Here is a 22,586-nt window from a genome sequence, read left to right on the forward strand (position 1 = left end):
AACCAATCTCGTTCAGGTTTGTTTGAGATTTGCCGTTCAGTTTGCCAGATGGCCATGGCACCTATCGCTTAGTTCGCCACGAAAGGTCATGACAGGGGAGCGTGGCCCCCGAGCAGAGATGAAGATCACGCTTTTGTATCGTTGCGATTCGCCGCTTTAACCGGACGGGAGGAAACTTTAAATGAAACGCAGTTTTGCGGCCTTTATCGTTTGACGAACCGGTTGACTTCCGCAGCCTCGTCCATTTCCTTTCGCCGGAAATAGATGGCGCGCCCACAGCGGATTGGACTGTGTCCCTGTACAATGATGATCTGCTCGTCTTTGCGCATCGACTGAGTAATTTCGTGCGGCATGATCAGGGGGCGGCGCTGTAAATTCAGGTTCTCAGATTTCCGCGAAGCGCTGTTTTTTGCATCCCAGCCGATATTGCGTGAACTGCTTTTCACTTCCACCGTCATTTCACCACATTGCGCCGAGACGTTTCGAGCGGTGTCGAGCGCCTTGATCGCGGCGTAGCTTGCGAAGGCGCATCCATCGATCCATGAGAGGGCACCGTCTTTGCCGAAATGTCGTTCAAGCTGGCCAACGGACTGGTACATCAACATCATGCTGATGCCGTATTTGCGTCCGCGATCGCGTGCTTCTTCCAACACGCGCATGTAGCCAAGCAGATCGACCTCATCGAGCATGAAGAGGGCACGGCGCTCAAATGCACCATCGGCCTCGATCATTGCATTGATCAGGGAGCCGATGATCACTCGCCCGATCCCCGGATAGGAACGCAGGATCGATGCGGGGATATTCAGAAATACGTCCTTCTTGCCGGTCGCGATTTCGGCGGATTTGAAACTGTCACCGCAGACAAGCGCCGCGTAATTGTCCAGTGACAGCCACTGGGTATCTTTTGAGGCGGTGGAATAGACGCCGGAGAAGGTCTGTTCGGTCATATTGACGAAAACGCCGAGCGTTTCGCGAATGAAGGTGGACCCAGAATGTTCCTGAACGTCACGGAGCATGGCAAGCACAGACGTTTCAGGTTCCGAAACGATCTGGCGCAGGCTACGTAGATTACGCCGTCCGGAAAACTCCGGCGACAACATCACATGGGCAAGGAGCCCGGTCAGGAGATTGTGCGCCTGGTTCTGGAAAAACGAACCGGTAGAGCTTTCGAAGCGAACGCTTTCCGACAAAAGCATATGGGCTATTCCAACAATGTCCTCCTCTTTCTTCGTGGAGGTCTCAATACCGTCAAGGACGTTGAAGCCCATGATCGGATTGGTTGGATCAAGCACCATCACGTCGCGCTGAAGTTTGTTGCGGCGATGTTCGATGACCATCGGGGCGACTTCGGTTGAGGGATCAAGGCAGATGATCGGGCCGATATAGCGCAGCGCTGTCGGCACGACGTTACTCGTCGTCTTGTAGCCGCCTGATCCGGCAAAGAAGAGCATATGCGTTGAATCGAAATCCTGCTTGTAGGTAAGAAGCGGTGCTTTGCCGCCGCGTCCCCATGTGGCTGAGTCATTTGGATCGAATGGTAGTTTATGAACGAGCTCCTTGTCGACGCGATAACGTTCGCCAACGACGATTTCGCCATCTTCCGGGAATAGTCGTGCTAGCGCCCGCATTGGCAGCCAGTCTGCATCGCCGAAGCTTGCGCGCCGGGCCCGCTTTATCTGTTCAGGCACGACACTGGAAATGCGTGCTGATACAGCCGCGGCAATAAAGCCAATGACAGCGCTGACGACCGCGATCATATCAAGGTATGACAGCGCCTGGTCCCAACTCAATGCCCGGCTTTCCACGAAGGGGGAAAGACGGGTAATTTCGCGCAATGCGTAGAAGCCAGTTATCAGCAGGAAGCAGGCAAGACTTGCCAGCGCGATTGGTTTCCGCTGATGCAATGGCAACATCCAGACAGTCAGGAGCCCGGCAAGTGGGCCGCATATAAGGGCTGGTACAGGAGACGCTCGCAAAACCCAGTATTGCGGTTTCCCTGATAAGCCAGCGGCCAATTCCGGCCAACGCCAGTTGGCAATATAGAATGCTAAACTGGAAACAGCGATTGGCACCAGGACGAGCAATTGGCTTGGATGCGGTTTTGCGCCAGTCGTCATTGCGCAGCATCCGGCTCTTCTTGCCAATGAGGATCTGATGCTTTTGCGCGGAAAGCCATTTCACCGCGATTGCGCAAGCGCTGAAACTCAGCCGTATCCGGTAAAAGTCGCGCCAGTTCCAGCAAGCCACCTAGTAGGAATGCCCGGTCTGCCGTCGACAGACCGGCACGAACGACAATTTCGCCGAGTAGGTATTTTTTGCGAAGGTCTTTCTTGCGTTTAACTGACACGAGGAACCTCCGTCGACGCTCCAGTCCCACCATTTGTCTTTCTATGCGACGCAGCGGATGCGCCACCGCTGTTCCCTTTTTTCCTTTCGCGAAATCGTGTCGTAATTTCACTAATGATTTGATCGATCTCCGTATCGGCGATGTCCATTTCCGCCAAACCGGATTTCGTGGCTGCACGCGCAAAGCGCTCGGCGGACTTTACCAGTAGTTCTTTTCTACGTTCGTGCAGCTTCTCGATTTGTGTGTCGATATCAAGAATAGAATTTTTGCCTGCCATCTATCGGGTTCCTTCCCATTTCACCGCTTTGCCCCTTGTTTATTTAACTGTATATAACAAGATAGTTAAATATGTTATAAAGCGCAAGTATGCAACTATTTGTGCGGTAAGGGCTGTTTTAACTGTCTAAAAAATCGATGTCGATCAAAGCTCGTGTGCCGAGATACGACATTCTTTGGAGGTCTGGAGGAGTGTCATGGCGATCATGTTCGTCAGAGCGCAGGTGATCAGCAGAGGAGCGGGGCGCAGTATTGTCTCGGCTGCTGCCTATCGCCATCGTGCACGGATGATGGACGAGCAGTCGGGAACTTCATTTAGCTATCGTGGCGGGGCTGATGAACTCAAGCATGAGGAACTGGCGCTTCCCGATGAAATCCCTAACTGGCTGACGACAGCCATTGAAGGAAAGACGGTCGCCGCGGCAAGCGAGGTTTTGTGGAATGCGGTCGACGCTTTTGAGAAGCGGGTCGACGCACAGCTTGCCCGTGAACTTGTTATTGCGCTGCCGGAGGAACTGACACGTGCAGAAAACATTGCGCTCGTCCGCGAATTTATCAGGGAAAATCTGACCGCAAAGGGCATGGTTGCCGACTGGGTCTATCACGACAGGGACAGCAATCCGCATATCCATCTGATGATGACGTTGAGACCGCTGACGGAACAAGGGTTTGGCAGCAAGATGGTGGCGGTATCTGGACCCGACGGCAAGCCGTTGCGGGTGATCAAGCCCGATCGTCCGAACGGTGCTATCGTTTACTCACGCTGGGCCGGTGACAAGGAGACGATGAAGGAGTGGAAGATTGCCTGGGCAGAAACGACCAATCGGCATTTGGCGCTTGCTGGCCATGACATTCGTCTTGACGGACGCTCTTATGCCGAACAGGGGCTCGATGGGATCGCGCAAAAGCATCTTGGACCGGAGAAGGCTGCTTTGGCGCGCAAGAATATGGAGATGTATTTCGCGCCGGCCGATCTTGTTCGCCGCCAGGAAATGGCAGATCGGCTTCTTTTAGAGCCTGAACTTCTTTTAAAGCAGCTTGAGCGCGAACGTTCCACTTTCAACGAACGCGACATCGCCAGAGCGTTACATCGTTATGTTGATGATCCAGCCGATTTTGTCAGTATTCGCACACGGGTGATGGTGTCCAATAATCTGGTGTTGTTAAGGCCTCAGCAAGTTGACCGGCAAACTGGTAAGGTGGCGCAACCGGCTGTCTTTACGTCGCAAGAGATCTTGCGCACAGAATTTGACATGGTTGGCTCGGCGGAGGTTTTGTCCAAGCGAACTGGCTTCAGGATCACTGACAAACAGAGGGCGTCGGCGGTGGGGGCCATCGAAACGGCTGATCCTGAGAAGCCTTTCAGACTTGAGCAGGAGCAGATTGACGCTGTCCATCATGTCACCGGTGACAGCGCTATTGCCACCATTGTTGGTCTTGCCGGAGCGGGCAAATCGACGCTTCTTTCCGCTGCACGTATTGCGTGGGAAAGCGGACATCATCGCGTTTTGGGTGCGGCACTTGCTGGCAAGGCAGCCGAAGGATTGGAGGAAAGTTCGGGTATCAAATCGCGAACTCTTGCCGCATGGGAACTTGCCTGGGCGAACGAACGCGATTTGCTGAAACGCGGCGATGTTTTTGTCATAGAAGAGGCAGGAATGGTGCCGTCGCAGCAGATGGCCCGTGTGTTGGAGGCAGCAAAGGATGCCGGAGCAAAAGTCGTCCTTGTCGGTGACCCGATGCAGCTTCAACCAATTCAGGCCGGGGCAGCGTTCCGCGCTATTGCTGAGCGGATAGGTTCTGCAGAACTTGCTGGTGTTCGTCGCCAGCGCGAAGGATGGGCACGCGACGCCTCACATCTGTTTGCACGCGGTGAAGTCGAAAAAGGTCTTGATGCATATGTAAAGCATGGACACCTTGTCGAAGCGCGAACCCACGACGAGATTATCGGCCGTCTGGTTTCAGATTGGGCAGATGCACGCCGCTCGTTTCTCCAGCAATCAAAGGGAGAGGAAAGTGCATTTTCATATTGTGACAAATTGCTCGTGCTTGCCCATACCAACAAGGATGTAAGGCGCCTCAACGCAGCTCTTCGTGAAGAAATGAAGAAGGAAAGTGGGTTGACGGTGCCGCGGGAATTCCGAACTGAACGTGGTATGCGGGAATTTGCTGTTGGTGACCGGATCATCTTCCTCGAAAATTCCAGGTTTGTTGAAAAGCGGGCAACCGGGCTTGGCCCACAATATGTCAAGAATGGTTTGCTTGGTACTGTCGTTTCCACCGGCGGCAGACATGATGATCCGCTGCTTTCCGTCCGTCTCGATAACGGCCGCGACGTTATTATAAGCGAGGATAGCTATCGAAATATTGATTATGGCTATGCTGCAACCATCCATAAAGCGCAAGGAACGACTGTCGAGCGGACCTTCGTGCTTGCCACCGGCATGATGGATCAGCATCTGACCTATGTGGCGATGACGCGACATCGGGATCGGACAGATCTTTATGCAGCACGTGAGGATTTTGAGCCCAAACCGGAATGGGGTGGGAAATCGCGTATTGACCATGCGGCCGGCGTTACTGGGGAATTGGTTGAGACCGGCATGGCAAAGTTCCGGCCGCAGGACGATGATGTTGACGAAAGCCCTTATGCCGACGTGAAGACTGATGACGGAATTGTGCATCGGCTGTGGGGCGTCAGCTTGCCCAAGGCGTTGTCCGACGCAGGCGTATCGGAAGGCGATACTGTTCTTTTGAAAAAAGACGGTGTTGAAATCGTCAAGGTCACAATTCCGGTCCTCAACACGGAAACGGGAAAGAAAACTTACGAGGAAAGGCAGGTGGAGCGAAACGTCTGGACGGCAAAGCAGATCGAAACCGCAGCCATGCGTCTTGAGCGCATTGAGCGCGAAAGCCATCGCCCGGAACTCTTTGCGCAGTTGGTTGAACGTCTTGGCCGTTCAGGCGCAAAAACCACAACGCTCGATTTCGAGAACGAGGCCGACTATCAGGCGCATGTTCGCGACTTTGCCCGCAGGCGCGGTATCAACACAATTTCCGGGATGGCTGCAGACATAGAAGATAAGGCGGCGCGCCAATGGTCATGGATTGTGGAAAAGCGTGAGCAGGTGGCAAAACTTTGGGAGCGAGCAAATGTCGCGCTTGGCTTTACAATCGAGCATGAGAAAAATGTCTCCTATGATGAAGAGCGATCTGAAAAGCGTGCGGCCGACAACCCCATCGAGCGGGCCTATCTTATTCCACCGACAACCCGATTTGTCCGTAGCATAGAGGACGATGCCAGGCGTGCTCAGCTCAGTTCAGGTGGCTGGAAGAAGCAAGAGGCGGTCCTCCGGCCGTTTTTGGAAAAGATCTATCGTGATCCCGATAGCGCTTTGGTCACATTGAATGGACTTGCATCGGATGTCAGCGTCGAACCGCGTCGGCTTGCCGATAATCTGCAGCATCTTGGCCATCTGCGTGGATCGGGTCGCCTGATCGACGATCGTATTGCCCGAAATGACCGCAAGGCTGCACTCAACGCGCTGTCGCTACTCGCTCCCTTGGTGCGAGCCCATGCGACAGAATTCCGACGTCAGGCTGAGCACTTCAAAAATCGCGAAGAAAAACGTCGTTCATATATGACCTTATCTATCCCGGCACTCTCGAAGCCGGCAATGGCCCGCCTCACCGAGATTGAAAACGTGCGAGAACACGGTGGACCGGATGCCTACAAGATTGCTTTTGCTTATGCCGTCGAAGATCGTTTGCTGGTTCAGGAGGTAAAGGCAGTCAATGAGGCGCTGACGGCTCGCTTCGGCCGGACTGCTTTTACTAAAAATGTTGATGCCGTCGGCGAACGCAACATGATTGAACGCATGCCGGAGGATTTTGATTCCGGTAAACGCGATAAACTGACCGATCTGTTTGGAGCCATACGCCGATTTTGCGACGAACAGAAACTTGCTGAACGGCAAGACCGTTCGCAGGTGGTTGCCGCCGCCAGCGTGGAGCCGGGGAAGAAAACGAGAGCCTTGTTGCCCATGCTTGCTGCTGTGACGGAGTTCCGAATACCAGTTGAAGATGAGGCTCGGGCGAGGGCGCGCGATGTTGCACACTATCGTCATGATCGAATAGCCTTAGTTGAAATAGCCAAACGCATCTGGCGTGACCCGGCTGGCGCTGTCGAACAGATCGAGGTTCTTATCTTGAAGGGTTTTCCTGGCGAGCGGATTGCTAGAGCCATCGCGAATGAACCCTCAGCCTATGGTGCAATTCGCGGATCTGATCGTATCATGGATAGACTGTTGGCAATCGGTCGCGAGCGCCGAAACGCCCTTAAGGCCTTGAGTGATGCGGAAAGTCAGATCCGGTCACTTGGTTCGTCTTATAGGACGGCGCTTGAAAACCAGATCAAATCAATCACCGAGGAACGTCGACGCATGGCAATCGCCATTCCGGGCATGTCGTCAGCTGCCGAAAATGCATTGCGTAAGCTTACAGATGTCACGAAGACGAAGGGTGCCAAACCCAATGTTGCCGCCAACTCGCTTGATGCCGTCATCCGTCAAGAGTTTGAACGGGTTAGTCGGGCGCTTGACCTTAGATTCGGACGTGATGCAATTTTGCGTGGGGAGAAAACGGCCATCAACCACGTCTCGTCAGCACAGCGTTCAGATTTTGAGGCAATGCGGAACAGGTTAAAAATTCTTCAGCAAACCGTTCGTAAGCAAGCGCGCGACAAGATAATTGTCCAGCGGCAGCAGCACAGCATCAATCAGGTGCAGAGCATAGACCGATAAACTCGACTTAAATGAGATGGAACAAGAATGCTTGAAAAAACGCGATGGTTCCTGCAGTCATATGTTTATAACGGACGCTCGCGCTCAAAACTGAAGGACTATGTTGCTTGTGCGTGGTATTATTGACGGATGGAGATAGACGAGGACAAAATCGATGACGTGGTTCTGGCCCTGCTGTGGCTGACGCTCCACAACGAGCGTTGCGCCTGGAAGGGGTTTGACTGGTCAACGACGGATCGGTTGCATGACAAAGGCCTGATCTGTGATCCGGTGAACAAGTCGAAATCATTGATCTTGACGGATGAAGGTCTGCGCCGTTCAGAGGAACTGTTTCGCCAGCTCTTTATGCGGTGAACGTCGGTATTTTGCCATCGTATTCACGCCCGACATTCAGGAGGTGCGGTGTATTCTTCGTATGCGCCGTCTCTGCCCCATTGATTTTGGGTTTGCGCTTGAACTTTTGCGGTTTCGCTCATTCGATGAATGAGCGTATTTGTTACTCACAAATGAGCTAATTTTTGCTCTCATTCACTCGGCGTGCATATGCCCAAGGCATCAGGGTGTCGATGTTTCTGACGAGGTGACCGTTGGCGAGGCTGGTGAAGAGATCGCGCAGATAGGCATAGGGCTCGACGCCGTTCATCCGGCATGTGCCGATGAGACTGGCGAACCGGGCCCAATTGCGTCCACCTTCATCATGACCACAAAAAAGCGCATTGCGACGGTTCATGGCCGGACTGCGGATGGCATTTTCGACGAGGTTGGAGTCGATGTCGACATGACCGTCATCGAGAAACAGCCGGAAGCCGTCCTGACGCCGGAGCATATAGGCAAGTGCTTTGCCCAGATCGGATTTGCGCGAGATGCGCTTTGCCTGAGCCGCAAGCCACGCGAAGAGCTCGTCCCCCAGTGGCCGAGACAATTCCTGTCGCATTGAGCGGCGATGTTCAGGTTCCTTGCCACGAATGGCTTCCTCGATCTTGTAGAGCGCAGCGATGCGCAACAACGCCTCATCCACGATAGGCGAACCCTTCTTCGGTGTTGCCGCGATGAGTTTTCTGCGCCCATGTGCCCAGCAAAATGCCAGTCGTAACGGATCGCCACCCGTGCGTTCCACCGTGGCAAGATGGGAATAGCCGCCATAGGCATCGACCTGGATCGTGCCGTTAAAGCCGTCGAGGATTTCGGCGGCATATTCTCCTTTACGCCCTGGCCGATAATGGAACACCACACCCGGCGGTGCAGATCCGCCCCAGCCCCGATCATCGCGCAGAACCGCCCAGAGATAACCGGTCTTCGTCTTGCCGCGTCCCGGATCCAATACAGGAGCCGTTGTTTCATCGACATAAAGCCGCGAACCGTCCGTCTTCAGCATCTTCGCCATGTGGTCCACGACCGGCGCGATCAGTGCGCCTGTGCGCCCCATCCAGTCGGCCAGAACAGAACGGTCAATCGGAACCCCGTGCCGGGCCATGACTACCGCCTGTCGGTTCAGCGGCATATGTTCGGAATGCTTGGAGACAGCGATCTGGGCCAGTAACGCTTCTGTCGGCCAACTGCCTTCCAAAAGATGCGCCGGTGCTTTGGCCTGAACCACCCCCGTCCGCCCCTTGGGACAAGCATATTTCGGGCGGATCGTGACAATTACCTGATAGTTTGCCGGAATGTAATCGAGCCGCTCCGTCTTGTCCTCGCCAATCCGAACCATGTCGCCACAGCCACAGGGACAGGCAATGCTTAGAGGCTCAACCACACGCTCGACACGCGGTAGGTTCGCCGGTAGCGCACGGGCTTTTCGTTCCTTGCGTGGAGATGCCGCCTTGTCGGGACTAAGAGTGCTGGCCGCCATTTTCTCTTCAACAGCCGCAATCCGCGCCTGTGTTTCGGCAATCGCCGTTTCAAGATCTTCCAGCGCCAGTTCCAGCTGCGCCGGATCAAGCTTTTCCGATTTCGGCCCGAACTTCGTGCGCCGGTACTCCTGAACCCGACCTTCCAGCTTCTCGATCAGTTCCTTCAGTTCAGTGATGAACACATCCTTTTCGGCCACCACCGCCTGCTCATGCTGACGCGCCGCCCGCTCGACCGACAGCTCAAATTGCATGTCCGCAAACGCCTTCACCACCTCTGGCGGAAGCTCTGGGAACTGGCTGAGATCAATAGGTTGCGACATGCGTTTTTATAGCATTGTCGAACCATAAAATCCAAATAAAACAATGACAAAATGGAAGGAAGATCACCCCGCAGCAGAGGGCGGCGTCACGCGCTGCGCCATCACGCGACGCCAATCGAGACCTTCAAATAAAGCCTCATATTGAGCTCTTGAAAGACGCATCGTCCCGTCCTGCACCCTGGGCCAGGCAAAACTGCCGTTTTCAAGAATTTTATATGTCAGAACCAGTCCCGTGCCATCCCATACCAGGATTTTCAGCCGATCACCCCGCTTCGACCGGAAGATCACCGTGATCCCGGAATGTGGATCAAGCTTCAGTTCAGTCTGCACCATCAAGGCCAGAGCCTGATGACCGCAGCGAAAGTCCACGGGTTGCGTGGCGATCAGGATGGGCAGTCGTTGACCCGCGACGATCATGCCAATCCTCGTATCGCACCAACCAAAGCCGCGACCCGACTCACAGACACATCGCCCGGCACCTTCACCACGAGGTCGGCACCTATCTCTATCGTCACAATCCCTGCTGTCGCCGCTACCGTCTCTGGCATCAACGAGGTGACGGCAGGCATCTCCGGCTCATCCGCAATCGACAACGCCACAAACGCAGGTTCACAACCTTCCGCATCCGGCACCGACGGCATCAACTCTGCTGGCAAGATCAGATGGCCATCACGCGCCTGCTTGCGCCAATAAGAAAGCTGGTTCGCGCTCAAATCATAGCGTTGCGCGACTTCCACAACCCGAGCGCCAGGATGAAGACTTTCAGCAACAATCCGCGCTTTCAATTCCGTCGACCAGTGTCGGTAGCCTCGGCGAGGATCGACAATATCCAGCCGCCCGACAAATCCATCGCTACCATCTACCATCAGATTCTCCTGCTATTGCTGAAAACCCTTCTGGCAGAAACCTCACTCACCCAAAATGCCCTAAATCAATGGGACAGAGACGGCGCCTACTATTCTTCAGCCCCATTTGTAGCCAAATGTCCGTTTCCCAGTTTAACATTTATTTCTATCCCTTGGATATTACAGGGCTGCTAAGGAACCATTATTCGGTGTTTCCCAATGTGGTGACGCTGCCTCCGTGTAGCAGGATCCAGATGCCGTGGTAGGTGAGGATATCCTCAGCTTCAATCCGGAAGTGAACGCCAGCGTCAGTTGTTCTCACAATCAGGAAAGCATTCCCAAAATCCAGGGTTCGTATATTTTTTCTTGTCGAAGTATGCTGGATGTAGATACCAGTTTCCTCACTGAATTGCTCTTCAACCTCTTTAGCATGCGGATGAGGAATGAACATTTCATCGACGTGTCTATATATTCGATCTCTCATTTTGGAGGCCTTTTGGTTCGTTTCATTCCAATGCGTCCAAAGATAAAAATGTGTGCCAACTTAAAAGTTCTGTGCAGCCGAGCATTTGTCAGCGATCAACATCTCGCGATCAATGCCCAGATGGTATGAACCCAATTGGAGTTTAAGCAGCGGTACGAGACAATGTTGGAACGGCGCGCTAGGGCAAGCCTTCCTGCACGATATTGCTTATGATGTCGCGAACGGTGTTACAAAAACGTTCGATATGATCAGATTGATGGCTGGCTGTTATCGACACGCGCAGCCCCGCCGCGCCTCTCGATACCGTCGGAAAAAATATAGCCGAAGCGTAGAAGCCGTGCTTCAATAGTTCCTGAGCGCATGCGATGGACGTCATTTCGTCACCTATTCGAATGGTGCGGATAGGCATCGATGAACCGGTTTGCGCTGTTTCCAAAAGTCTGTCGAAAAGCGCTATATTTTCGCAAAGTGCAATCTGTCGTTGTTTTAGTTCCGGCGATCGGTGGATCTCGGCGGATGCCAGGGCCGCGCCAATTGCTGCAGTATTCATGGATGCCGAAAATGCGTGTGCAATTGCAAAGCGGCGAAACAAGCTTTCCTGTATTCCGGTTCCAAGCATCAACAAGCCACCAGATGCTCCAAAGCCCTTACCCAATGAAGTAGCGATAATCGTTCGATCTCCGAGATCCTCAAATTGGGATCTCGCATAGCCTTCGCCATTCTCTCCGAATATTGAAACCCCATGCGCATCATCGATGTACAGAAATAGGCCAAATTTCTCCTGTAATCGCTTCAGTTCATTTATTCGTGCGTGCCCTCCCATCGAATAAACGCCGTCACAGATATATACTACCTTCCCGTTTTCCTTGCATATGTCTTCAAGTGCTCCATAATCATTGTGGGGAATTGTTCGCACGGAAGTTTCGTTTGCGATGACGGCCTTGTGATAGGCAAGTGTTGCATGTGCAAAACGGTCAAAGACCATGATTGGCTTTACACCTCCAGTCAGATGCCCTGATGCGACAAGTGGAAGTGCGCTCATATTGGCAGCCAGAACGGTCGTGTAAGTTATGGCACGGGCCTTGAATAGATCAGAGAGGCTCTCTTCCAGTCGGTAAAGGTCAGCGAAGTTCAACCTTGTCCGCGCACATGACCAGTGCAAGCTGCCGTTTTGACGGATTCCATCAATAACTCCAGCAATGATACGAGGATGATTATCCAATCCGAGGTAAGAACATCTGACGAAATCGACGACCGGGTTTTCTTGGCCTTTCAACAAGACCTGTCGTCCCGGGTATGGGGTTGCATACAGCGCCATAACGCCCTGAAGGTGGGCTACGTCGAAATGCGAGGCAGCCGTGTCGATGACTTTGGTTGTATTGCGTGCATCCATTCTTGAATTATGCGGAAGCGATTCATTCGAACTCTTTGGCATCACATCCTCCATCGTGGTGCCAACATTTGAGGTTTTGTTTCAGCGTAATGCAATAAAGTATTTATGAAGACTTTCTTGTGAAGTATTGATAAAATCTTTATTTTTATAAATTGCGAAATTATTGCAAAAAATCGAACGCGTAGCCTGTCGTATACACTGTTCGTATCATATTTTTACCGGTTAATTTCTGTAGTCGCCGCCGCAGATTCCCGACATGAACGTCTACGGTACGGGGTTGGACATAATGATGCGGTGGCCATCCCATTTTCATAATCTGTTCTCGCTTCATCACCTGACCGGGCGCGTCGACAAATCCTTGCAGAATGCGGAATTCGATAGGGGGTAGCTGTACTTCAACTTCTCCGTGTCTCAGTATTCTTCCCTCAGGGCTCATGTCCAGGTTACCAACGGCATTTTTACGAGAAGCCAATGTTGACGAGGTTGTGCTCGTTGAGGCGGGCTGCCGATCCTGCAAGAAGGATAAAACTCGTTCGGGCGTGAATGGATGCGGAAAGCACTCGTCAAATCCAGACTTCAGAAAATCCAGGAAAGTCAACTCGTTGCATGGATGAACCAAGGCGACAAGGATTATCGAGTCGGTCATGGAATTACGTTTAACTGAGGCGCAAAATTCAAAAATAGGATCCGTGTTTTCACTTGTATCGAATAATATAGCGTATGGGATCGTATCCAATGAGAAATCTGTGGATGTGGGGAGATGCAACAGGTTTGGGTTGTATCCCGCGACGCTGAGGATGTGATTTAATATAAGATAGGTTTGAGGATCCTGTGTGCAGATCGATACGTTAATATTCACGGCGGGAGTTCTCCGTCAGAATTAATGTTGCGTCAAAATAATCCATCCACTGGGGTGATTGTAATAAAAAATTCATATTCGTCAATAAACATCATTATTTCTATATAAAATATTAGTTAGCAAGCAAAATATGTGACATCAAAAATGATCATTGAGTATGGTCGGATGGCGGTCTTAACCTCAATATTTCGAGGAAGCTGCTTCTGCGTATCTGCGCTGAGGCTTGAGATGCACAAAGTTGCCGGAAAATCCCAGTCTACCGAGTTCATCTGATGTTGTGCATTTGTGTAGGGAAAAACCGTCGGCGGCTTCGTTGATCGGTGCGGTGGAGATCATTCAATGAAGATGAACAGGTGGCCCGATGCAGGCTGGTGAGCCATGTTTTTCAGGCTTGCAAGTTGAAACGCCCGAACAGTTCTTTTGGCAATTGTTTAACCTGACCGGCCCACCTGGCATCTGGAAGCGCAAACTGTCATAACGTGGAATTTAAAGCACCCAAATCAGCACCTATGTTTCTTTGGCCTGTGAATTGTGTTACCGAGATAAGAACTCGCAAGGGCGTACGATTTTGTCGGGTGCTTATTATTTCGAATTTCACCCCCGAACCCACAGATTCCATTTTTGCAGTAACATCTTGGCATTCTCGTTTATCCATTTGGCATCAGGAATGACGACGCTATCTTGCACCTGTTCGGCCGTCGGCATGAAACGCTTTGTTTCGGCGGACATCATAGCGATCGCTTCAGTACTTGGTGGGGTACAAGCCAGTATATCGCACGCTTTGGCTTGGACCGGAGGATTGTCGAGCCAAAAAGCTATTAGTTTGAGTGCATTTTCACGATTGGGGGCGCCTTTAATGAGGGCGATGCGATCGCCTACAAGAAACGATGCCTCATAAGACCAGCCGATAGGGAGGCCTTCAATTTGCATAGCCCTCGCACGGGTAAGCCAAATCTGCCCCAATGAATATTCATTATTGCGGAAACCTTGAACGCTTTGGTCGCCACTTTTCCACCACAACGAAACCGATGGGCGAATTTCATCCAGTTTTTTGAATGCGCGCTCGACGTCCAGGGGAAAAAGTTCGTCCCGTTTTACACCGTCAGCAAGCAGCGCGGCAGCCAATACGCGCCAGGGATCGTCAAAATTCGGGAACGCCCGGCCTCCGGGAAACTCGTCAGTATTCCACATATCCGCCCATGTCTGCGGTTCCCGTTGGCCCTCTTTGTTTTTTCTGTAAACCAGTAATGTGGCGGTCGACTGCAGCAAGGCACCCCCTCTCGTACAAGCATTGTTTGATAGATCGGGTCGGTTAGCGAATGCCTTGCAAAATTCGCTCAGATCTTCCGTGACGAGCCGATGAGCTTCCGATTCCGACTGGATTTCTCCATCGAGATATAGATCCCAGGAAACATTCCCGGCTTTGACCATTGCTGAGGCCTTCGCGCGCATTTCTGAATTGGTGGCGGAGACAATTTTTACTCCAATCCCCGTCTGTTTGGTAAACGGATCGAACCACGCTTCCTTCAAAGCACGATCATATGCGCCTCCTGTTGATGCGATGATAACATCGCTTGCGTGAGCGATGTCGGCATGTAAGGCCGCACCCAGGGCCACCGCCAAAACCAACGATTTGCCAGCAATATCTTTAACGCTTTGAGATTTCATGACGATGTCCCCACTTGTTAGTGTTGCTTGGATCGTGAAAGCACGACGGAAAGTGCAATCAGGCACATTGACACCAAAACTATGACCGTCGAGGCGGCTGCGATGGTTGGTGTCAGATTGAAATCAATGTCTTCGAACATTTTTCTGCCGATCGTCTTGCCGTTAATATCGGAAATGAAGAACGCCACCGTGGCTTCATCGAAAGAGGCCAGAAACGCGAATACAAATCCGGAGCCGATACCTGGGGCGATAATGGGCAAAGTTATATGGAAGAACGCCCTACCTCGTCCTGCACCGCAATTGAGAGCCGCAAGTTCTAGTGCTGGATCGAAGCGCTGCAACGCAGCGACAACCGTAATCATCACGAATGGAACCGACAAAACTGTATGGCTGAGGAGAAAACCCGAAAAGGTTCCGGTCAACTGATGTGGTGCAAAAACCAGGTAGAGGGCGACACCCAGAACAATGTGCGGAACAATCATCGGACCGATCGTCAGTACCTGGAACACTCCTTTGAAGGGGAGCTCACCTCTAACGAAAGCGAGGGCTGCCATGGTTCCCACAACGGTGGAAGTTAGGGCTGTCGCCAAGGCAATTTTCAGGCTGAACCATGTTGACGCCATCCAGTCAGGGTCGCTGAAATATGCAGCGTACCATCTCAACGACAACCCCTGCGGCGGGAATTGCAGATAATCTGTCCGGCTGAACGACATTGGAATGATGATCAAGGTGGGTAGAATGAGAAATAACAATACGACGCCCACGAAGAAGGTCGCGAGTAGTTTCCAGGCGAGATTGCCCATGCGCCTTCCTTTCAGTGGCATCCTTGAAATCCTGATTTCTGGCTTCGAGCCGATTGTAGAGAATTGATCAATGGACACTGCCAAACCCCTTATTGAGTGCTAATACTCGTCGGAAGCACGCGACAAAGATAATCGTCATGCCAAGCAGTACGGTTGATAGGGCAGCAGCGAATGGCCAATCGAGCGTCACAGTGGTTTCCTGACCGATCAGCGTTGCCATCAACATGGAATCCGGCCCTCCGACCAGAGCGGGTGTTATGTAAAAGCCGAGTGACAAAACAAAGCACAGTGTGGCACCGGCAAATATCCCGGGAAGGCACAAAGGAAATGTAACGATGAAGAAAGCTTTGCACGGACTTGCGCCGAGGTTGAGCGCAGCCCGATCGAGATCCTTGGGTATAGTTTTGAGTGCAGCATAGATGGGCAGTACGACGAAAGGCATCAAAACATGTGCCATCGCCAGCGTAACCGCGCCTTGCGTGTAAAGAAGCTTGAGAGGTTGGTCAGTTAAACCGGAGGCGCTGAGAACCCCATTCACGATTCCGTTTCGCTGCAGCAGAACAATCCAGGCATAGGAGCGAACAAGAACCGAAGTCCAGAGCGGAATGAAGACACAAATCGCCGCTATAATACCGGCAAGCTTTCCTGCTCTTGCCATGACCAGAGCGACAGGAAAGCCGAGCACGCAGCCAATGGCGGTTACAGCGACCGCAACGCCAACCGTGGAAGCCAGGACATCGAGATAAAGACGTCCCTCAACGATGCGTGCATAGCTTATCGCATCGTCTGAAAAACTCAGAACAATAAGCCTGCCTATCGGATACAGAAAGCCGAGTGTCAATAAAGATAACAAAGGCAGCACCAGTAACCATGACGTTAATGGAGGGTACTGACGTGCGGATTTTCCGTTCAAAAATGCACCAAAGTTCGAGGGTGAAGAAATCATGCTGCCAGCCTCTTCTCAAGGTCGAAAGTGAGAAGTGTGAGGGCGTCGAAATTCACCCCAACACGGCTATTCCTTCCGGGTACTGGTGAAGATGCCGCCGCGGGCAGCTGAACACGCAGTTCGATATCTGGAAAAGCTTCAAGCCGGACCAGGACAACTGTGCTTGAACCGATGAAGACGGAAGCCTCGACCGTACCGTACAACTGCCCCTTTTTCAGATCGGTAGAGATACGAATATTTTCCGGCCTCATGGCCAGCCGGATTTCGGAACCGATAGATTTTTCACCCAATTGGGGATGAAGTCGTGCATCGACTTCAACGACAACACCTTCTGAGATTTCCAGAATGCACTTACCGTTTTCCCGGCCGCGATAAGTTGCCGGAATAAAATTGATAGAGCCAATAAAATCGGCAACGAATGTCCCGTTGGGTTCCCTATAAAGCTCTGAGGGAGTGCCAATCTGCTGCACGCGACCATCGTGCATTACCACGATGCGGTCGGACATTGTCAGCGCTTCTTCCTGATCATGAGTGACATAGATGACTGTTGCTCCCAGATCCTCCTGTATGCGCTTGATCTCAAACTGCATTGCCTCTCTCAATTTTTTATCGAGGGCACCCAGTGGCTCATCCATCAAAATGACTGGTGGAGAAAAAACCAATGCGCGAGCGACCGCCACGCGCTGTTGTTGTCCACCAGATAACTGGTTTGGATAACGATCGGCGAAGTCATCGAGGCGGATCAGTTCAAGCATCTCATCGACGCGTGACTGGATATCTTTCTTCGAACCCAGCCGGCGCATTTTCAATGGAAACGCAATGTTCTGCCGCACTGTAAGATGGGGAAACAGCGCGTACTTCTGAAACACCATGCCAATATTACGTCGATTGGGTGGTAGCGCGGTTATATCGGTGCCACCAATAAGAATTCTGCCTTTCGTTGGATGTTCGAAGCCAGCGATCATGGTGAGCAGAGTCGTTTTGCCTGAACCGGATGGTCCAATTATAGAAACGAATTCGCCTGCCCGGATGTCAAGCGTGGCTTCGTGGACGGCCCAAGTTTCGCCAAATCTTTTTTGAACTGCGGCGAGCATTAATTTCTGACCGATCAATCTTTCCTCCTCCGAAAACAATGTTGAAATCGGTGCGTAGCGCCTTCAGTGCTTGATGCCAGAAAGGCAAGGTGTGGGGCGCACGCAGAGGCGAACTTGATTGGCAACTGCGTGACTCCATAAGTGGGTGGTGCTAGAACCTTAAATGACGCGACAAAATCTTTACAAAAACTTTACATGAGTGTTTTGTTGCATCAAAATTTAGATGTGTCAACAGAGATTGAGGCTTAAATGAGTGCAGGGAAAGTGCAGGACACAACGAATGAGGGGCAGGCACCAGGGCTTGGAGATGTCGCTTATCGTGAAATGAAAGAGCGCTTGATACGGGGAGAATATAAGCCTGGCAAAAAACTTACCGTCCGTGCCGTGGCCGAAGATCTCGGGTTCAGTTCCACGCCTGCGCGGGATGCAATTAACCGTCTTGCCGGTGAGGGCGCGCTGGTCTATTCGGGGCCGAAAACCGTGATTGTACCGGTTTTGAATGAAGATAGCTTGCGTGAGATCACGCTAATTCGCCTTGCACTTGAAGGTCTGGCAGCGCAACTGGCGGCGAACTCATCGACCGTTGAAGACATTGAAAGACTTAAAGATATTCAAAATTATATCAACGGCGCACTGGATCAGCGCGATTACGAGACGGCTTTACGGTATAACAAGGATTTCCATTTTCATGTTTACGGAATGGCCGGGCTGCCGCGGCTTTTGTCAATGATTGAGGGGGCTTGGCTTAGGGTTGGTCCATCTCTTTATGATCTGTATCCGGAGTTCGCCGAAGAGAAATATGGTGTTCGCAATCACCAGCTGGCAATCGAGGCGCTTGAGGAAAAGGATGGCGCATCCTTGCGTGCTGCCTTCGAAAGCGACATTCGGGATGGCTATCGGCGCTTGCGCCAAGCGGCGAGAGTGCGCTTCGAAACAAGATAGATTTTTGTTGTATGGACTTGACCTTTTGTATTTTTGTTGCAACAAAATTGCGAAGGTAACGCAAAAGCGTTAGCTGATGTGCGTTTAAAAGGCCCAATCAATGATATCCTATTCAAGAATACATCGTGAGGATCCCATGCAGAGAACGGAATCGTCACGCCTTTACGCCCGCAGCCTGCAGGCTTTGCCGCAAGGTGTGTCACGCGCCACGATCGATATCGATCCGATACCGATCTACATTGACCGCGGTGATGGCGCCTATCTGGTTGATGTGGACGATAACCGTCTTCTGGACCTCAACAACAACTTCACTACGCTTATTCACGGACACGGTTTCGAACCGGTTGCGGAAGTGGTCGCGCGGCTGCTTCGAAACGGCACCTGTTTTTCCAATCCAACAGAACATGAGATCGCGCTGGCCGAATTGCTGATCTCGCGCATCCCGGCAATGGAAAGGGTTCGCTTCGTAAACAGCGGGACCGAAGCGATCATGTTCGCCATCAAGGCTGCACGAGCGTTTACAGGCCGCTCTGCGATCGTTCGCTTTGAGGGAGCTTATCACGGGAGTTACGACTGGGCAGAAGCGGGGCAAACCGGCACCTATCCCACCAACGAGCCGGGTCGAAACGTTGCACGACCAGGATATCGTGGCGCGCCGTCGAGCCTTGGCGACGATGTAATCGTGCTCCAGTTCAATGACAAGGAGGAGATTGTTTCGAAACTTGAAGACCACGCGCATCGGATCGCTGGAATTTTGATTGATCCGATGCCGAGCCGTGCGGGACTATTTGCGCCAAGCGAAGGATTTATCGGAGCACTGGCAACCTTCGCGCAAGAGCATGGCATTCTGCTGATCGCCGACGAGGTGTTGAATATCCGGCAAGGTTACAGGGGGGCTTCGGATCGTTACGGTCTTAGTCCCGATCTGATAGCAACCGGTAAGATCATAGGCGGTGGTTTTCCAATTGGAGCCATCGGCGGGCGCGCAGAAGTCATGTCGGTCTTCGAAAAACGGGATGGTAAGCTGCCGGTGCCGCAAGGTGGCACGTTCTCCGCTAACCCGGTCTCCATGGCTGCAGGTCTCGCTGCTATGAATGCATTGCAACCCGATGCCTTCGCACGACTTGAGGAACTTGGAGATGCCTTGCGATCGCGTCTCTCGCAGATCGCTCAGTTGCGACAGGCTCCCTATTCGCTCACTGGAGCCGCTTCCCTTTTTCGCATTCATCCAAAACGTGAAGCGCCAACTGATTACCGTGCTTCGATCATGACCTCAGATCAGGCCTTACGCATGCGAGAGCTTACACGGTATTTCGCCCGCAATGGCGTGCTGCTCCCCTTTGGAGCCGCGGCCAGCCTATCGACCCCGATGGGCGAAACGGAAGTCGACCTCATTGCCTCGCTTTTTGATGATTTCCTTGCACAAAACCCAGTACGGGAGGACCACCCATGATACATGCCGCAATTACCGAAAGCGTTGCCGATCGTATCGCTCAAGCACTTGTCCGTCATGGTGTGGAGGTGATCTTCGCACAAAGTCTGCCCTCTGCTGTTATTCTTGCCGCTGAAGCCCGCGGTATTCGTCAGATCGCCTATCGTCAGGAGAATATGGGCGGAGCAATGGCGGACGGTTATGCCCGGGTTTCCGGCAAGGTTGGTGTCGTCGCGGCACAGAACGGTCCGGCTGCCACGCTGCTTGTTCCACCATTAGCTGAAGCCATGAAGGCGAGTATTCCAGTTGTCGCGCTTGTACAGGACGTCGAGCGAAACCAAATGGACAAGAATGCCTTTCAGGATATCGACCAAATCGCTCTCTTCCAATCCTGCACAAAATGGGTTCGTCGACTCAATGTGGCCGAGCGCGTCGATGATTACATCGATGCAGCTTTTACCGCGGCGACAAGCGGGCGATCGGGACCGGTTGCGCTTTTGTTGCCTGCGGATCTTCTGCGTAGCTCGGCTCCGAAGATCGACAAGCCGAGAACTGCTTGTCTTGGCTACTGGCCGCTCGATAGGTTTTGTCCATCCGACGACGTTATTCAGACTGCGGCGAATTCTATCGCTGAAGCTTGCAACCCTGTTGTGCTTGCCGGAGGGGGTATTCATGCCAGTGGCGCGGCGGCGGCATTGGCTCGGCTTCAAGAAATGGCTTCTTTACCAGTGTTCACGACCAATATGGGCAAAGGCGTAGTTGACGAATTCCATCCTCTATCAGCTGGAGTTCTAGGATCTCTGACTGGTCCTAGATCGCTGGGTTTCCACAGTCGTCAACTTATGAATGAAGCCGATCTGGTAATCCTTGCCGGAACACGCACTAATCAGAACGGAACCGATAATTGGCAGCAGATTCCTGCTTCTGCAAAAGTCATCCACATTGACATCGACCCCGGCGAGATTGGGCGTAATTACGAGGCGTTGCGTTTGCACGGCGATGCACGAGAAACGCTCACGGCCTTATGCGAAGCGTTGTCTAAACGAACCTTCCTTCAGCGTAGTATGCCGCGCCTGGCTTATGAAGAAAGAATTGCGGGTTTCTGGGCCGGATATGATGAAGCTCGCCGACCGGTTCTTGAGGATCGGTCAGGTGCCATGCGACCTGAGCGCGTTATGCAAGAATTGCAGCCTTGGCTCGATCATGACGTCACGGTTGTGGCGGATGCGAGCTATTCGTCGATGTGGGTTGTCGGTCAGCTTCGCTGTCGCAAGATGGGCACGAGGTTCATCACACCGCGCGGGCTTGCTGGCCTCGGATGGGGCCTACCGCTTGCGATGGGGGTAAAGGTTGCCCGACCTGACAAGCCTGTGGTGGCCCTCGTAGGGGACGGTGGATTTGCGCACAGTTGGGCCGAACTGGAGACGATGGTACGTATGCAACTTCCCGTCACCATCATCCTTTTGAACAATGGCGTATTGGGGTTCCAGAAAGATGCGGAAACCGTAAAATTCGGCGGCTACACAACGGCGTGCCATTTTGCGCCGGTTGATCACGCAGCGGTCGCTTCAGCGTGCGGATGCCGATCTGCCACTGTCGATAATGCTGCTGACTTATCGGAGCAGCTACGTCTGAGCATTCAAAGCGGTAAACCGTCGCTCATTGAAGTGATAACGGATCCCGACGCTCATCCTCCGCTTTCTCTTTTTGCGGCAATGGATCAGGCAGCATGACGGTTGGAGCGCGTGAGCGTATAGCGGTGGTCACCGGGGGCAGCTCAGGCATTGGGCTGTCAACGGTTAGACGGTTAGCGGGAGAAGGCTACAAAGTAGCCTTTTTCGGGCAAACGCCTCATCGAGTCTCGAAGGCCGGAGAATTGCTCATTTCGCAATTCGGGGAAGATGCGATCTTTTTTCGATGTGTAAATATAAATGAGCCGGCAGCTATTGTCGGCTTCTTCGATATGGTGCGAGGTCATTGGGGTTCGCCAGACACCTTGATCTGTAATGCGGGCATATCGCCCAAAGCCAAGGATGGCAAAGCTGCAGCGTTTGTCGAGACGTCAATGGAAGAATGGAATGCAGTCCTTTCAACCAATCTGATTGGACCCGTCCTTTGTTGCCAATGCGTTTTACCCGATCTGATTAAACGGCGCTTCGGCAGAATTGTTTTGGTTGGTTCTATCGCTAGCAGGACGGTGCCCAGGCTTGCTGGCAGCGCTTACACGGCATCAAAAGCTGCGCTATCGGGTTGCCTTCGTTCCCTCGTATCCACGCTTAGTGGGACCGGCGTTACGGCCAACATTGTTGCGCCGGGGCATATCGTAACCGGAATGACCGGACCGGTTGGTTCCGACGTAAATCGCAATGCCCTTTTGCGTATTCCAGTCGGCCGGTTGGGGAGCCCTGACGACGTAGCAGCTGTGATTGCTTTCCTCGTGTCGGAAAATGCTGGCTTCGTCAATGGCGCCACGATCGATGTAAACGGGGGAGAATACGTTTCGCCCTAATAGTGCTTAAACGGGA

At 52.5% G+C, this 22,586-nt stretch carries 18 protein-coding genes; 6 read left to right on the forward strand and 12 right to left on the reverse strand.

The window, feature by feature from the left end; translation table 11 throughout:
• Window positions 1-203: 203 nt before the first annotated feature.
• From traG to KWJ32_RS21480, 3 genes are read right to left on the reverse strand one after another with little or no spacing between them, the layout of a single operon-like run.
• A complete protein-coding gene (gene traG / locus KWJ32_RS21470; RefSeq protein ID WP_256886222.1) occupies window positions 204-2,117 on the reverse strand; it encodes a Ti-type conjugative transfer system protein TraG in 1,914 nt (637 codons plus the stop codon).
• Window positions 2,114-2,347, reverse strand: coding sequence for a conjugal transfer protein TraD (locus KWJ32_RS21475; protein ID WP_012090906.1), 234 nt, complete (start codon window positions 2,345-2,347; stop codon window positions 2,114-2,116). Before KWJ32_RS21475 ends, traG begins: the two co-directional genes overlap by 4 nt.
• Window positions 2,337-2,624: a TraC family protein gene (locus tag KWJ32_RS21480; RefSeq protein WP_012090907.1), complete on the reverse strand. Its 288-nt coding sequence runs from the start codon at window positions 2,622-2,624 to the stop codon at window positions 2,337-2,339. The genes KWJ32_RS21475 and KWJ32_RS21480 overlap by 11 nt, the downstream gene beginning before the upstream one ends.
• 196 nt (window positions 2,625-2,820) lie before the next feature.
• Between KWJ32_RS21480 and traA the strand changes: the two genes are divergently transcribed.
• Together traA and KWJ32_RS21490 are read left to right on the forward strand one after the other, a co-directional pair.
• Window positions 2,821-7,425, forward strand: a complete 4,605-nt coding sequence (gene traA / locus KWJ32_RS21485; RefSeq protein ID WP_256886223.1) for a Ti-type conjugative transfer relaxase TraA — start codon at window positions 2,821-2,823, stop codon at window positions 7,423-7,425.
• Between the two features lie 129 nt (window positions 7,426-7,554).
• Window positions 7,555-7,779, forward strand: a complete 225-nt coding sequence (locus tag KWJ32_RS21490; RefSeq protein ID WP_256886224.1) for a DUF6429 family protein — start codon at window positions 7,555-7,557, stop codon at window positions 7,777-7,779.
• 157 nt (window positions 7,780-7,936) lie between these two features.
• Here the strand turns inward: KWJ32_RS21490 and KWJ32_RS21495 are convergent, their stop codons facing one another.
• The 9 genes from KWJ32_RS21495 to KWJ32_RS21535 all read right to left on the reverse strand — a co-directional run bounded on the left by KWJ32_RS21495 (window position 7,937) and on the right by KWJ32_RS21535 (window position 17,705).
• The gene (locus KWJ32_RS21495) at window positions 7,937-9,595 is read right to left on the reverse strand and encodes an IS66 family transposase (RefSeq protein WP_256886225.1); all 1,659 of its coding nucleotides are present in this window, start codon (window positions 9,593-9,595) and stop codon (window positions 7,937-7,939) included.
• A gap of 63 nt (window positions 9,596-9,658) precedes the next feature.
• Entirely contained in the window at window positions 9,659-10,012 is a 354-nt protein-coding gene (gene tnpB, locus KWJ32_RS21500; protein ID WP_112702494.1) for an IS66 family insertion sequence element accessory protein TnpB, read from the reverse strand.
• On the reverse strand, window positions 10,009-10,461 hold the full coding sequence (locus tag KWJ32_RS21505) for a transposase (protein ID WP_151615950.1): 453 nt from the start codon (window positions 10,459-10,461) through the stop codon (window positions 10,009-10,011). Before KWJ32_RS21505 ends, tnpB begins: the two co-directional genes overlap by 4 nt.
• Window positions 10,462-11,102: 641 nt before the next feature.
• Window positions 11,103-12,359 carry an aminotransferase class I/II-fold pyridoxal phosphate-dependent enzyme gene (locus KWJ32_RS21510; protein ID WP_256886226.1) on the reverse strand — a complete coding sequence of 419 codons (1,257 nt, stop codon included), beginning with the start codon at window positions 12,357-12,359 and terminating at the stop codon, window positions 11,103-11,105.
• Window positions 12,360-12,477: 118 nt separating this feature from the next.
• Complete coding sequence (locus KWJ32_RS28300) at window positions 12,478-13,176, reverse strand: response regulator transcription factor (protein ID WP_204157730.1); 699 nt, start codon at window positions 13,174-13,176, stop codon at window positions 12,478-12,480.
• 594 nt (window positions 13,177-13,770) lie between these two features.
• Entirely contained in the window at window positions 13,771-14,844 is a 1,074-nt protein-coding gene (locus KWJ32_RS21520) for an ABC transporter substrate-binding protein (RefSeq protein ID WP_256886227.1), read from the reverse strand.
• A 17-nt stretch (window positions 14,845-14,861) separates the two neighbouring features.
• Window positions 14,862-15,647 (reverse strand): ABC transporter permease, encoded by a 786-nt coding sequence (locus tag KWJ32_RS21525; protein WP_204157728.1) that lies wholly within the window; start codon window positions 15,645-15,647, stop codon window positions 14,862-14,864.
• A gap of 67 nt (window positions 15,648-15,714) precedes the next feature.
• The gene (locus KWJ32_RS21530) at window positions 15,715-16,593 is read right to left on the reverse strand and encodes an ABC transporter permease (RefSeq protein WP_204157727.1); all 879 of its coding nucleotides are present in this window, start codon (window positions 16,591-16,593) and stop codon (window positions 15,715-15,717) included.
• A complete protein-coding gene (locus tag KWJ32_RS21535) occupies window positions 16,590-17,705 on the reverse strand; it encodes an ABC transporter ATP-binding protein (protein WP_204157726.1) in 1,116 nt (371 codons plus the stop codon). Before KWJ32_RS21535 ends, KWJ32_RS21530 begins: the two co-directional genes overlap by 4 nt.
• A gap of 231 nt (window positions 17,706-17,936) precedes the next feature.
• On the opposite strand from KWJ32_RS21535, the gene KWJ32_RS21540 reads away from it, so the two are divergent.
• From KWJ32_RS21540 to fabG, 4 genes are all read left to right on the forward strand, one after another.
• A complete protein-coding gene (locus tag KWJ32_RS21540) occupies window positions 17,937-18,629 on the forward strand; it encodes a GntR family transcriptional regulator (RefSeq protein WP_256886228.1) in 693 nt (230 codons plus the stop codon).
• Window positions 18,630-18,765: 136 nt separating this feature from the next.
• Window positions 18,766-20,082 carry an aspartate aminotransferase family protein gene (locus KWJ32_RS21545; RefSeq protein WP_256886229.1) on the forward strand — a complete coding sequence of 439 codons (1,317 nt, stop codon included), beginning with the start codon at window positions 18,766-18,768 and terminating at the stop codon, window positions 20,080-20,082.
• Window positions 20,079-21,794 (forward strand): acetolactate synthase catalytic subunit, encoded by a 1,716-nt coding sequence (locus tag KWJ32_RS21550; RefSeq protein ID WP_256886230.1) that lies wholly within the window; start codon window positions 20,079-20,081, stop codon window positions 21,792-21,794. Before KWJ32_RS21545 ends, KWJ32_RS21550 begins: the two co-directional genes overlap by 4 nt.
• Complete coding sequence (gene fabG, locus KWJ32_RS21555) at window positions 21,791-22,570, forward strand: 3-oxoacyl-ACP reductase FabG (RefSeq protein ID WP_256886231.1); 780 nt, start codon at window positions 21,791-21,793, stop codon at window positions 22,568-22,570. The genes KWJ32_RS21550 and fabG overlap by 4 nt, the downstream gene beginning before the upstream one ends.
• The last annotated feature ends 16 nt before the right edge of the window (window positions 22,571-22,586 follow it).

It is taken from the genome of Ochrobactrum sp. BTU2 (assembly GCF_024539785.1).
Lineage (GTDB): Bacteria > Pseudomonadota > Alphaproteobacteria > Rhizobiales > Rhizobiaceae > Brucella > Brucella anthropi.